Annotated in this window: 11 protein-coding genes and 1 tRNA gene; 7 read left to right on the top strand and 5 right to left on the bottom strand. The window is 43.7% G+C overall.

The window, feature by feature from the left end; translation table 11 throughout:
* Positions 1-60: 60 nt before the first annotated feature.
* Positions 61-131: transfer RNA gene (locus ACPC57_RS07405), tRNA-Cys, on the bottom strand.
* Positions 132-328: 197 nt separating this feature from the next.
* On the opposite strand from ACPC57_RS07405, the gene rpsB reads away from it, so the two are divergent.
* Positions 329-1,105: a 30S ribosomal protein S2 gene (gene rpsB / locus ACPC57_RS07400; protein WP_171989595.1), complete on the top strand. Its 777-nt coding sequence runs from the start codon at positions 329-331 to the stop codon at positions 1,103-1,105.
* A 155-nt stretch (positions 1,106-1,260) separates the two neighbouring features.
* A complete protein-coding gene (tsf, locus tag ACPC57_RS07395; protein WP_217374556.1) occupies positions 1,261-2,301 on the top strand; it encodes a translation elongation factor Ts in 1,041 nt (346 codons plus the stop codon).
* A gap of 161 nt (positions 2,302-2,462) precedes the next feature.
* Here the strand turns inward: tsf and ACPC57_RS07390 are convergent, their stop codons facing one another.
* Positions 2,463-2,801, bottom strand: coding sequence for a thioredoxin domain-containing protein (locus tag ACPC57_RS07390; protein ID WP_130554180.1), 339 nt, complete (start codon positions 2,799-2,801; stop codon positions 2,463-2,465).
* Positions 2,802-2,954: 153 nt separating this feature from the next.
* Here ACPC57_RS07390 and ACPC57_RS07385 point away from each other — a divergent pair, with 153 nt between their 5' ends.
* The 5 genes from ACPC57_RS07385 (at position 2,955) to ACPC57_RS07365 (ending at position 8,638) form a co-directional block, all read left to right on the top strand.
* Positions 2,955-3,413 (top strand): CtsR family transcriptional regulator, encoded by a 459-nt coding sequence (locus ACPC57_RS07385; protein ID WP_217375130.1) that lies wholly within the window; start codon positions 2,955-2,957, stop codon positions 3,411-3,413.
* A gap of 5 nt (positions 3,414-3,418) precedes the next feature.
* Positions 3,419-5,872 (top strand): ATP-dependent Clp protease ATP-binding subunit, encoded by a 2,454-nt coding sequence (locus ACPC57_RS07380; RefSeq protein WP_434066621.1) that lies wholly within the window; start codon positions 3,419-3,421, stop codon positions 5,870-5,872.
* A gap of 128 nt (positions 5,873-6,000) precedes the next feature.
* Entirely contained in the window at positions 6,001-7,038 is a 1,038-nt protein-coding gene (locus ACPC57_RS07375; RefSeq protein ID WP_434066620.1) for an AAA family ATPase, read from the top strand.
* Between the two features lie 9 nt (positions 7,039-7,047).
* The gene (gene pnuC / locus ACPC57_RS07370; protein ID WP_434066619.1) at positions 7,048-7,863 is read left to right on the top strand and encodes a nicotinamide riboside transporter PnuC; all 816 of its coding nucleotides are present in this window, start codon (positions 7,048-7,050) and stop codon (positions 7,861-7,863) included.
* The gene (locus tag ACPC57_RS07365) at positions 7,856-8,638 is read left to right on the top strand and encodes an NUDIX domain-containing protein (protein ID WP_130554178.1); all 783 of its coding nucleotides are present in this window, start codon (positions 7,856-7,858) and stop codon (positions 8,636-8,638) included. The genes pnuC and ACPC57_RS07365 overlap by 8 nt, the downstream gene beginning before the upstream one ends.
* 33 nt (positions 8,639-8,671) lie before the next feature.
* Here the strand turns inward: ACPC57_RS07365 and dusB are convergent, their stop codons facing one another.
* The 3 genes from dusB to gshAB all read right to left on the bottom strand — a co-directional run bounded on the left by dusB (position 8,672) and on the right by gshAB (position 12,962).
* The gene (gene dusB, locus ACPC57_RS07360; RefSeq protein WP_434066618.1) at positions 8,672-9,676 is read right to left on the bottom strand and encodes a tRNA dihydrouridine synthase DusB; all 1,005 of its coding nucleotides are present in this window, start codon (positions 9,674-9,676) and stop codon (positions 8,672-8,674) included.
* Positions 9,669-10,535, bottom strand: a complete 867-nt coding sequence (gene hslO, locus ACPC57_RS07355; protein WP_434066617.1) for an Hsp33 family molecular chaperone HslO — start codon at positions 10,533-10,535, stop codon at positions 9,669-9,671. The genes dusB and hslO overlap by 8 nt, the downstream gene beginning before the upstream one ends.
* A 195-nt stretch (positions 10,536-10,730) precedes the next feature.
* Positions 10,731-12,962 (bottom strand): bifunctional glutamate--cysteine ligase GshA/glutathione synthetase GshB, encoded by a 2,232-nt coding sequence (gene gshAB, locus ACPC57_RS07350; protein ID WP_434066616.1) that lies wholly within the window; start codon positions 12,960-12,962, stop codon positions 10,731-10,733.
* Positions 12,963-13,184 lie beyond the last annotated feature (222 nt).

Below are 13,184 nucleotides of genomic sequence, written 5' to 3'. Positions count from 1 at the left end.
AAAAAAGCCCGAAAAATCGGGCTTTGCGTTTGGTTAATTCCTGTTAATACAGGTACTGAAAGGCGGTAGACGGATTTGAACCGACGATCAAGCTTTTGCAGAGCCGTGCCTTACCACTTGGCTATACCGCCATAACAGAAACTATTTTACCGAAAAAAATGCCATACGTCAAGTGGAAATCCTTGTCAAAAGTGAAAAAATTTGGTATGATAATAGAGTTGCTGTAGCAACAAATACTCATCTCGAACCAATTGTGACCCTGTTGCCGTAAGGTTGGGTTGCAAGTCGAAGTTTGGGAGAGGAGAAAAAACAAAAAGGAGAAATACTCATGGCAGTAATTTCAATGAAACAACTTCTTGAGGCTGGTGTACACTTCGGTCACCAAACTCGTCGCTGGAATCCTAAGATGGCTAAGTACATCTTCACAGAACGTAACGGTATCCACGTTATCGACTTGCAACAAACTGTAAAATTGGCTGACCAAGCATACGACTTCATTCGTGATGCTGCAGCAAACGACGCAGTTATCTTGTTCGTAGGTACTAAAAAACAAGCTGCTGAAGCTGTTAAAGACGAAGCTATCCGCGCTGGTCAATACTACATCAACCACCGTTGGTTGGGTGGAACTCTTACAAACTGGGGTACAATCCAAAAACGTATCGCTCGTTTGAAAGAAATCAACCGCATGGAAGAAGATGGAACTTTCGAAGTCCTTCCTAAGAAAGAAGTAGTATTGTTGAACAAACAACGTGCACGTCTTGAAAAATTCTTGGGCGGTATCGCTGACATGCCACGCATTCCAGATGTAATGTTCGTTGTTGACCCACATAAAGAGCAAATCGCTGTTAAAGAAGCTAAGAAATTGGGTATCCCAGTTGTAGCGATGGTTGACACAAACACAGATCCAGATGATATTGATGTAATCATCCCAGCTAACGATGACGCTATCCGTGCTGTTAAATTGATCACAGCTAAAATGGCTGACGCAATCATCGAAGGCAACCAAGGTGAAGACAGCGTTGTAGCAGTTGAAGCTGAATTGGCAGCTGAGCCAGCATCTACAGAATCAATCGAAGAATTGGTTGAAGTTGTAGAAGGTAAATAAGTAACGAAGGCATTAAGAAAAGTGTTAGATTTATCTAAATTTTAGCTTTTTAGTCTGAGTACACTCTACATCATTTATCAAACACAAAAACAATCCTAGAGGGGCAGGGCTAAGCCCGCTCCTCTATTTTATAAATACAAACAAGGAGAATAGACATGGCAGAAATTACAGCAGCTCTCGTTAAAGAATTGCGTGAAAAATCAGGTGCCGGCGTTATGGACGCTAAGAAAGCATTGGTTGAAACTGAAGGTGATATCGAAAAAGCGATTGAATTGCTTCGTGAAAAAGGTATGGCTAAGGCAGCTAAGAAAGCTGACCGTGTAGCAGCTGAAGGTTTGACAGGTGTTTACGTTGACGGTAACGTTGCAGCAGTTATTGAAGTGAATGCTGAAACTGACTTTGTTGCGAAAAACGCTCAATTCGTTGAATTGGTAAACACTACTGCTAAAGTAATTGCAGAAGGTAAACCAGCTGACAACGAAGCAGCTCTTAAATTGACTATGCCTTCAGGTGAAACCCTTGAAGAAGCATACGTAAATGCAACTGCAACAATCGGTGAGAAAATCTCATTCCGTCGCTTTGCTTTGGTTGAAAAAACAGATGCTCAAGCATTTGGTGCATACCAACACAATGGTGGCCGTATCGGTGTTATCTCAGTTGTTGATGGTGGTGACGAAACTCTTGCAAAACAAATCTCAATGCACATTGCTGCAATGAAACCAACTGTTCTTTCTTACACTGAATTGGATGAGCAATTTGTTAAAGATGAGTTGGCAAAAATCAACCACAAGATCGAACAAGACAACGAAAGCCGTGCAATGGTTGACAAACCAGCATTGCCATTGTTGAAATACGGTTCAAAAGCTGAATTGACTGACGAAGTGATTGCAGCAGCTGAAGAAGCTATCAAAGCAGAATTGACAGCTGAAGGCAAACCAGAAAAAATCTGGGACAAAATCATCCCAGGTAAAATGGATCGCTTTATGTTGGACAATACTCAAGTTGACCAAGCTTACACACTTCTTGCTCAAGTTTACATCATGGACGACAGCAAAACAGTTGAAGCTTACTTGAACTCAGTGAACGCTTCTGTTGTAGAATTTGCTCGTTTCGAAGTGGGTGAAGGTATCGAGAAAGCTTCAAACGACTTTGAAGCAGAAGTTGCAGCTACTATGGCAGCAGCTCTTGGTAAATAATCATATATAGAAGAACTTCCGACAGGGAGTTCTTTTTGTAAAATCGGTCTTAGGGCTGATGAATGAATAGGTTGAATGTGCTATACTAATATCAATCCTTAATATTTTTCACATCTCCTTACAAAAGCACCGGTCGTCTGGCCGGTGCTTTTGTCGTTCTTTTAATCTTGTATAAACGCTGTAATTTCTTTTTCTGTCATACTAGAGTCGCAACGGACTTGGACACCGTCTGCTTTTGCGACGAGGAGTCCAGGGACCGTAGGAACTTGGTAGTGGTCGCGTAGGGCTTGGAGTTCAGGGCTGGCTTGACTAGAGTCGAGGAAGTGAATAGGTACTTGCTCCTCTTTGGCTACCTTATGTAGTTTTGGCGCGAACCGATTGCAGTAAGGGCAGGTTGCGCGTCCGATAAAGAGGATGGCTCCCTCTTTTGCTGAAAGCAAAGTTTGGGCCTGCTCCACGTCAATTGTAATAAAATCTTGAATATACGTTTTGAAATCCATTGTCTACTCCTTTTTCTTTCTATTATAAAGAATTTTAGGATTAATTTCAAAAATCGACTACGATCGACACTGTTGCTTTTACTTTAAAAAAATCTATTTTTACGGTATAATGGTCAAAGAATGTCAAAGAAAATCAAAGAAAGAGGCGATACTATGGTGATGAAAAATACATCGGATTATATCGAGGAACATATCAAGGCCATTCTAGATCAAGTCAGTGTTGCTGTATTGCGTCGGAGTGAATTGGCCAGTCGATTTGAAGTGGTTCCGAGTCAGATTAACTATGTTATCAAAACACGATTTACTGCAAGCCGTGGCTACATTGTAGAAAGTAAGCGTGGCGGAGGAGGGTATATTCGTATTGGTAGGATTACCTTCTCGGACAAACATGAATTGGTACATGACCTAATAAAAAATATGGGTGAGCAATTATCAACAACGGTATTTGCTGATATATTACAATTGTTGTTTGATGAAGGCTTGATGACAGAACGCGAAGGAAATTTGTTTTTAGCAACGGCTTCCAACGATGTCTTGGGGAAAGATGCGGATAAAATTCGAGCGCGAATGATGCTGCAACTACTCCGTCATTTAGATAGGAAAGAGGATTAATTTTCATGAAAATTTCAACAGGCTTACAACGGGTTTATGAAGATGCTCAGTTGATTGCCCAACGATATGCATGCGATCATTTAGAAACGTGGCATATTTTGCTAGCATTTGTCATCAATCACGATACGGTAGCTGGTGCTGTTTTGGCAGAATACCCAATGAGTATTTCAGATTTCGAACATGCTACTTTTGTTGTTACAGAAAAAGTATACCGTGAAGAATTGGATAAATTTAATATTCTACCCTCCTCAAAGAGATTAGACGATACAGCTCAGTTCGCTAGAAAGATTGCAGAAGTCGTTAAGGCAAAAGAATTAGGAAGCGAGCATTTGTTTCAGGCAATGCTGTTAGACAAACGTTCAACCGCAAGTCAAATTCTAGATAAAGTAGGTTTTCATTTTGAAGAGATAGAAGATGAATTCCGTTTTGTTGATTTACGTAAAAACTTAGAGTATCGTGCAGGGTTCACCAAAGAGGATTTGAAAGCTATCCGTAGCGTGATGAAAGGTGGAAAGGCTAAAACAGCAAGTGTAGGTCAAATGATGGGCATGCCACCAACTGCTCAAAGTGGTGGATTGGAGGATTATACACGAGATTTGACAGCCTTAGCTCGCGAGGGGAAAATTGAACCTGTTATTGGTCGCGATGCTGAAATTTCACGGATGATTCAAATTCTATCACGTAAAACGAAGAACAATCCTGTTTTGGTTGGCGATGCAGGTGTTGGAAAAACAGCACTAGCATTAGGTCTTGCTCAGCGTGTTGCAGAAGGAAATGTTCCTGTCAGTTTAGCAAAGATGCGTGTTTTGGAACTTGATTTGATGAATGTTATTGCAGGAACTCGTTTCCGTGGTGACTTTGAAGAGCGGATGAATAATATCATCAATGATATTGAAGAAGATGGTCAGGTTATCCTCTTTATCGATGAATTACATACTATTATGGGGTCGGGTTCGGGAATTGATTCAACCTTAGATGCTGCCAATATTCTCAAACCGGCCTTGGCTCGAGGGACCCTACGCACTGTTGGTGCAACGACACAGGATGAATACCAAAAGCATATTGAAAAAGATGCTGCCCTGGTCCGTCGTTTTGCCAAAGTGACCATTGAAGAGCCGACAGTTGAGGACAGTATTGCCATTTTGACCGGGCTTAAAGGGACTTTTGAAAAATACCATAGGGTCCGTATTGGAGATGCGACTGTTGAGACAGCTGTGACTTACGCCAAGAGGTATCTGACTAGTAAAAACTTGCCAGACTCAGCAATTGACTTGTTAGATGAAGCCAGTGCAACGGTACAAAATAGAGTGAAAGGGCAGGTTGAAGAAACAGGTCTTTCAACTATTGATAAAGCTTTGATGGCTGGAAAATACAAGACTGTCAGTAAGCTCTTAATCAAGACTACAGAAAAGAATCTGTTGAGTCAAAACGATGACTTAGAAGTGACAGAAGATGACATTTTGGAAACACTTAGTCGCTTATCAGGTATCCCAGTAGCCAAGCTCAGCCAATCAGATACTAAGAAGTACCTGAATCTGGAAGCAGAATTGCACAAACGTGTGATTGGGCAGGAAGAAGCTATTTCTGCCATTAGTAGAGCTATCCGCCGTAATCAGTCGGGGATTCGGACAGGTCGCAGACCGATTGGTTCCTTTATGTTCTTAGGACCAACTGGTGTCGGTAAGACTGAGCTTGCTAAAGCCTTGGCAGAGGTTCTCTTTGATGATGAATCTGCTCTTATCCGTTTTGATATGTCTGAGTATATGGAGAAATTTGCGGCCAGCCGTCTCAATGGAGCGCCTCCAGGCTATGTTGGCTATGAAGAAGGTGGCGAATTAACAGAAAAAGTTCGTAATAAACCTTATTCTGTTCTTCTTTTTGATGAGGTTGAAAAGGCTCATCCAGATATTTTCAATGTTCTCTTGCAGGTTTTGGATGACGGTGTCTTGACCGATAGTAAGGGTCGCAAGGTTGATTTCTCCAATACAGTCATTATCATGACATCAAACTTGGGGGCAACAGCTCTTCGCGATGACAAGACCGTTGGGTTTGGTGCGGCTGATCTGTCCAAAGACCACAAGGAAGTGGAGAAACGCATTTTTGAAGAATTGAAAAAGACCTATCGTCCTGAATTTATCAACCGTATTGACGAGAAAGTTGTCTTCCATAGCCTAACGGAAACTCATATGCAGGATGTTGTTAAAGTCATGGTCAAACCATTGTTGGCTGTAACAGCTGAGAAAGGAATTACCCTTAAACTGCAACCGTCAGCCCTTAAGTTATTGGCTAAACAAGGTTACGACCCAGAAATGGGGGCTCGTCCTCTTCGTAGACTCTTACAAACCAAATTGGAAGATCCGTTGGCAGAAATGCTTTTGCGTGAAGATCTTAGAGCAGGTATGGTTCTGAAAGTGGGTGTCAAAGGTAACCAACTCAAATTTGAGAGTGTGAATGAATAGTTAGTAAAGAAACGGGGTAACCTGTTTCTTTTTATAAAACCTTTTTATAAAAAACTATAAAAACATCTTGACAGCTTGTGTGGGAAGAGGTATGATAGAAAATATAAAAAAATATAAAAAGGTTGTCTATGAAAAAAACAGTTGCAGTTGTCTTTGGAACTTTTGCACCCATGCATAAGGGTCATATTGATTTGATTCAGCGGGCCAAGCGAGAAAATGATCGAGCGGTGGTTATCGTTTCTGGTTATGACCAGGACCGAGGACATCAGATTGGCCTCGGTTTGCAGAAGCGTTTCCGCTATATCCGTGAAACCTTCAACGACGAGCCTTTAGTATCCGTCTTTAAGTTGGATGAGACAGGTATGCCCCCTTATCCAGAAGGGTGGACACCTTGGTTAGAAGCCCTGCAGGCCTTGGTGGCGATTAAGGAGGATGAAGAGCTCGTTTTCTACGTTTCAGAAAAAGAGTATGCAGAGGAATTGCGGTCACGGGGCTATCTGGCTTCCTTCACGGAGCGAAATTTTGGGATTTCTTCGACTCTGATTCGAGAAAATCCTGCCAAGTACTGGAATTCCATCGCCAAGCCCTTCCGACGTCATTTTTCTAAGAATGTCTTGGTGGTCGGCTCTGCTTCAAATGGAAAAACCACGCTGGTGCGGGATTTGGGTCGTTATTATTCCTGTCCTGTTTCGCTGGAATATGCTCGCTACTACCAACAACGCTATAATGTGCGTGATGATGAGTTGACAGGCAAGGACTACAACTATCTCTTGACGGGCCAGTATCGCCAGACCTCAGATCTGATTGACTCGGATACCAATCGTGGTCTGGTCATTGCGGATACCAATGCGACCGTGACAGAAGCCTACTACGACTACTACATCGGCGAAACTTCCAGTTCTTTCCACTCGCTCTGTGGTGATACAGTTAAGAATGAAAAATGGGATCTGATTATCTTTGTTCTACCGACAGGCTCTTATGTGGATGACGGTTTTCGGGATATGACCATGGCTGACGCTGACATTCGCAATGCCTTCACCGAACATTTGAAAGAACTGGTTGTTAAAAATCACCCGCAAACCCAGTTGACTTATATCGGTGGGGATTATGCAGAAAATTATGCCAAGGCCATTCAGTTGATCGATGGCATCTATCAGGAATATTAGGAGGAAGATATGAATCAATTGTTCCAACGATTCGAAGGAATGAAGACAGCTGTGAAGCAGGTGCCGGAAAATATGGCTGCAATTGCAAATAGGGCAAGGAAACTGGGCCTACTTGGGGTCCTGCAGGCAATTATGGCGGACCTGTTTCAAGGGCGGACGCTCTTTCAATGGTGCTACTTACTGGCCCTGTCTAGTGTGCCGATTGTATTAGAATTTACCAATGGTGCTGCCAATCATGACTGGGTTGGACTTTTTACCTCCTGGACGGGTATTGTCTGCGTGATTATGGTGGCGGAAGGTCGTGCTAGTAACTACTTTTTTGGTCTTCTAAATAGTGTGATTTACTTTGCCCTCTCCTATCAAAATATGTTTTATGGAGAAGTGATGACAGCTATCTTTTTCATTGTCATGCAGCCAGTTGGACTTTATGTTTGGTTGACTGCCCGTGTTAATGGAGTGGCGGAAGAGGAGGAGACGGAATTTGAGGCACGTAAGTTGGATTGGAAGGGCTGGATCAAATGGCTGGGCTTCACTCTACTGGTTTGGGTAAGTTTTGGCTTGATTTATCAATCGGTTGGTTCGGCTCGTCCATTCCGTGACTCCATCACAGACGGGACCAACTGGACGGGTCAATTTTTGATGACCTATCTTTATCGTGAACAGTGGATTTTCTGGATTGCGACCAATCTCTTCTCTATCTATCTCTGGTGGGGGACTTCTCTTCACATGCAAGCCATGTACTGGGTTTATGCCTTGAACAGTGCGGTCGGTTGGTACCAATGGTCTAAGTCTATAAAAGAGGAGCAGGTGGCTCAAAATGGCTAGGCCTGCTGGTCTATCAGACAAGGAATATTATGAAAAATATGGGACGGAAGAAGAGTTCTTAATCTGGTATAAGCAACAAGATTTGCCACGTTTTGAAAAGCCGAGTGTTACGGCTGATATGGTGGTCTATAGTTTTGTCCAGGGTCGAATAAAGCTCCTCTTGATTCGGCGGGCTACTCATCCTTGTCAACACAAACTCTCCTTGGTCGGTGGTTTTATTGCCAGAGGCGAGGATGCCTACCAGACCTGCCAGCGCGAGATAAAAAAAGAAGCAGGATTGGATTTACCTCGTAGCCATATAGAGCAACTCCTAACAGTCTCCAACCCTGAGCGGGATCCTAGGGGCTGGATGATGACCATTGCCCACTTGGTTTACCTGCCTAGCCAAGCTTTGGACCTGGTCAAGCCAGGGCCAGATGGCAGGGAGCCGATTGTGATCGATGTGGATTTCAAGACTTCGCAGTGTTCTTATGAGGGTCAGGTCTTGACGGCAGAGGATTTTGCCTTTGACCATTACGAGATTGTCATGACCTCTATCCAGCGGATTCAGGGACGAATGAAGTGGAATCCAACCTTTCTCAATCTCCTGCAGCAGCCCTTTAACATCTACGCTGCGACAGACTTGGTCAATCTTATCTCACCCGACAAAAAAATCCTCCACAATAATTTCCTAGCTAAGTATGGCGACTTTGTGGAAGAAGTTGGAGTGGAACGCTTGCCCAAGCGCAAACCTAGAAAAACCTACCGTTTGAAAGAAAGTTCATCAAATAGATAAAGAAACCTCCAGCTGATACTGGAGGTTTTGATATCATTTGGCAATCCGTTCTTGATAGGCCTCTCTAGCTTGGTCAAAGAGTTCTTGGACCTGCTCGATAGTCTCTGCTCGGGCAACGGCGCCACGGATCTTGGCAGCACCTGCTGAACCACGGAGGTAGTGTGGGGCAAGACCACGGAATTCACGTACGGCGATGGATTCGCCTTTTAGATTAGTCAATCGGTTCAGGTGGTCGAAGGCGACTTCGAGTTTATCTTCAAAGGAGAGGTCGGGTAGGACTTCTCCAGTTTCAAGATAGTGGTTGATTTGGTTGAAGATATAAGGATTGCCCATGGCAGTCCGTCCGACCATGACGGCATCGGCTCCGACTTCTTCAATTCGCTGACGGGCATCTTCTACATTGCGGATGTCGCCGTTTGCGATGAAAGGAATCTTGGTCAGGCTACCAGCCACCTTGGTGAGGGTTTCCAGGTCAACGGTTCCTGTGTACATCTGCTCGCGGGTCCGTCCGTGCATGGCCAGGGCAGACACACCGGCACTTTCTGCGGCCAGGGCATTTTCGACCGCTAGGTCGGTATTGTTCCAACCCGTCCGCATTTTAACAGTCAAGGGAATATCGAGGACTGAGGTCACTTCCTTGATGATGTGGTAAATCTTGTCAGGGTCCTTGAGCCACTTGGCACCAGCTTCGTTTTTAACGACCTTGTTGACAGGGCAGCCCATGTTAATATCTACGATATTAGCCTTGGTGTTGGTTTGGATGAAGTCGGCAGCCCGTTTCAGTCCTTCGGCATCGCCGCCGAAAAGCTGGATGGACATAGGGTATTCGTTGTCGTCAATATGGAGCATATGAAGGGTCTTCTCGTTGTTGTAGAGAAGGCCTTTTTCAGAAATCATTTCCATAACGACCAGGCCTGCGCCCATTTCCTTGGCAATGGTGCGGAAGGCCGAGTTGGTCACGCCAGCCATCGGGGCCAGCACGCAGCGATTGGGGATTTCCACATCACCAATCATGAAAGGGGTATTGAGATTAGCCATTGATGAGTTCCTCCAAATCGTTTTCGTCAAAGTGGTAATGGGTCTGGCAGAATTGACAGGTGATGTCCACGCCCTTGTCTTCTTCCTTCATCTCTTGCAGGTCTGCTTTTGGCAAGCTGGCTAGAGCATCGAGGAAGCGGTCCTTAGAGCAGTCGCAGACAAAACCGAGTTCTTCTTCTGACAGTCGTTTGAAGTCGTCGTCGCCATAAATAGCGGATAGCAGAGCTTCTATATGGTTTTCAGAAGCCAGCAAACTCGAAATGGCAGGCATTTCTTGGATGCGTTTCTCGAAACGGGCAATTTCAGCCTCAGTTGCACCTGGTAAAACTTGCAACAAGAATCCGCCAGCTACCTTGACCTTATCTTCTTCGTCCAACAAAACGTTCAGTCCCACCGCAGAAGGCGTCTGCTGGCTGTCTGTTAGGAAGTAGGCAAAGTCTTCACCGATTTCACCAGAAATCAAGGGTGTCATGGAGTTGTAGGGGTGGCCTGTTCCGTAGTCTGTGATGACTAGGAATTGTCCGTTCCCCACAAGAGGTCCAACGATGACTTCGCCAGTCGCTGTCCGTTTGTAATCCAAGTCTGGATTTTGAATGTAGCCCTTGACCTGACCTTTGGTATTGGCCACGGAGATAATGGCACCAACGGCTCCATTGGCCAAAATTTTCAGGGTGATTTTTGTATCGCCTTTTTCATTGGCAGCCAAAATTTGATTGGCAATGAGAGTGCGGCCCAGAGCAACGGTGGACGACGCCATAGTATGGTGTTTTTCTTGGGCTGTTTTCACGGTTTCTGTGCTATCTAGCACAAAGGCACGGAAATGCCCGCTTTTTGATAGTGTTTTAATAATTTTATCCATAACTTTAATTATAGCACAAGTAAAGAAAATGCGGAAAGGAGACGACCATAATAAAAACTGACCGTTTTAGCCAGTTTTTATTTAACGCATTAGAAAGAAAATAAACTCTGTAACTTTTAATTTCGTGGGAATTGAGAGAAAAGTTCCTCTGGATTCATTTACTTATCAAGGCTTTTGACAATGGATCATTCAGTATTAAATTTCCGCAAACAGTTTCCGTAGAACTTTTGGTGTGATACTTTGTCCTGGTCCTGCAAAGGTATAGGTGTGCAGGTACATAGCTGGGTTAAAGTTGAGTTCGATACAAGTGCAGTTCGGTTTTTCTTTGCTGGTTGCCTGATATATATCTGGGATAATCAAATCTACACCGCAAACCCAGGCCCCCATTGCGCGTGCCATGTCGGCAGCTAATTGCTTGTAAGATTCACCCATCTGGTCGGTCATATCGATTGAGTCACCACCCGTTGAGATATTAGAATTACCCCGTAGAAAGGCTTGAATGCCCTCGGGAAGTACTGTATCTGGAGTATAGCCCTGCTGTTCTAACATAAGTAGTTCAATTTCACCGAGATTGATGATTTCAAGTGGTGAACGATGGTCACGTCCTCTCAGAGGGTCTTGATTTTTTTGAGCGACCAATTCTCGGATAGTTGAATGCCCATCACCTATGACATTAGCTGCGACGCGGAGCAGGACAGCCTCACATTTTCCATCTAGTATGAAGAAACGGTATTCGGTACCGGCTATGAACTCTTCTACTAGCACATGACTATCTTCTGAAAAGGCAATGTCTAAGGCTTTTTCATAATCTACAAGACTAGCTGGTTCTTGGAAGATTGAGATTCCTAAGCCAAAGTTGGTGGATTTAGGCTTGACGACAATGGCAGAGCTGGAAATTTGTCCATAAAAGCGCAGGGCATCTGTTTTATTTGCAAATTCTGCTCCCGCAGGAACTGGGAAACCAGCCTCTGCTAAAATTTTCTTAGTGACAACCTTGTTGGCCATGGCAAGAGGAACCACGTAGTTGTCTTTGGATGTCATATTGCCATTTTTGATGTATTCAATATGGTCATCATGCCAAAGTTTGAGAAATTGGTCTTCTTCATCCAAAATCTCCACATTCAAGCCCATCTGGATAGCATCGAAGAGAATCATCTGAGTAGAGAGTTCCATATTTTCATAGCCTTTCAGGGCGTAAGGGGCTGTCCAAGCATAGTCATGAAAGGCTTGTCCTTGTTGCTGGCCGAAATGTTCCAGAGATCCATCTTTAACCTGCTCTGCTATTTTTCCAGAAAGGGTTAGTCGCGGGTCTTGAAGAGCTGCCTCCACATGTGCAATGAGCTGCCTATAGTAGTCGTCCAGTCCAAAGTGTATGACTATGGCTTTCATAGCAATCAAGATTGGTGTGGGATCAGCATTGCTAGGTAGAGGTGTATGGGGGTGGCTTAGGGCAATGAGGTTGTTCAGTCTATCTGCTTTTGTTAAAGCATTGTCTACGTCAGCTAGTTGGTCCAGCCAAAGGAGGGCTAAGAGGAAGAGATGAACGGTGTCGAGGGTTTCTTGACTAATAGCAAACGGGTCATAGGGGTTAAGGTCGAAGGTACGGAATTCCAGATAAGAAATCCCCTTGCTGAGAAAGTCGCGACTCGTTTTGGCCCCACGTAGTCGAACAGAGGAATAAAATTCTTTTTCGGCGGATAATTGACCAGACTGGACAGCTTGTTCGATGTCAGCCACGTATCGTTCGAGAGAAGAGAAAGAAATATGAACGTCTTCGGCATTAACATAGCCATGTTTGGAGTTGCGAATGGAACGAACGCAACCGACTTCCTCGGATAAAAATCCTTTTTCGGCTAAACTACTTGCTCCATATAAGTAAGTTAAGAGCCAGCGATAGTTGAGGAAGTTTTGTGCCAACTTGAGGTAGAGGTTATTTTTGAATGCGACAAAATCTGTTTCCTCGCTTAATTCAAAAAGTTGTTGGGTTAAGTCTTTCCCTAATTCAAAATTGTAATGAATACCTGACATAGACTGGAGGAGCTTACCGTACCGTTCTCCTAAGCCGATGCGATACTGGTATTCGTAGTCACTTTCTAGTTGAGCAATTTGGATGTCGTCCTCTGAAATGACAGGTGGCATGGATAAGGGCCAAAGGTATTCGCTCTTATCCATTGATCGCATCGCTACGTCTGTAATCGCACTAAGGAATCGTCTCGCTTCCTTAGTGGAATGAGCAATGGGGGTAATCAATTCAATTTGTGACTCACTATAGTCAGTTTGAATATATGGATGAAAGCTACGTGAACCTAACTTTTCTGGGTGAGGTGTTTGAGCAAATTTGTGGTTTGCATTGATGCGTAAGGATTCTCGTTCAATACCGAAGGTGGCCTGAAGAATAGGGCTATTTGGGGATAATTTCTGTAACATATTCAGTCCTTCTTATTTCTGTTAAAGTCTTATTCCAATTTTATCTAGTTTGATAGACAAATACAAATATCTGCTACGTTTTTTTGTGAAAATATCATTGAAAACAATTGAAAGTGATAAAAGGCTTCGGGAATCCTTCATAAAAACTTATTTAAAAATGTTTGAAGGTGTAATTTGTTCAGTATTTTTTTGTAAAAAAAGAATATTTGACTATAATGTTCG

Source organism: Streptococcus sp. VTCC 12886 (genome assembly GCF_049893425.1).
GTDB lineage: Bacteria > Bacillota > Bacilli > Lactobacillales > Streptococcaceae > Streptococcus > Streptococcus suis_AA.
This window is presented reverse-complemented; position numbering and strand designations above follow the sequence as displayed.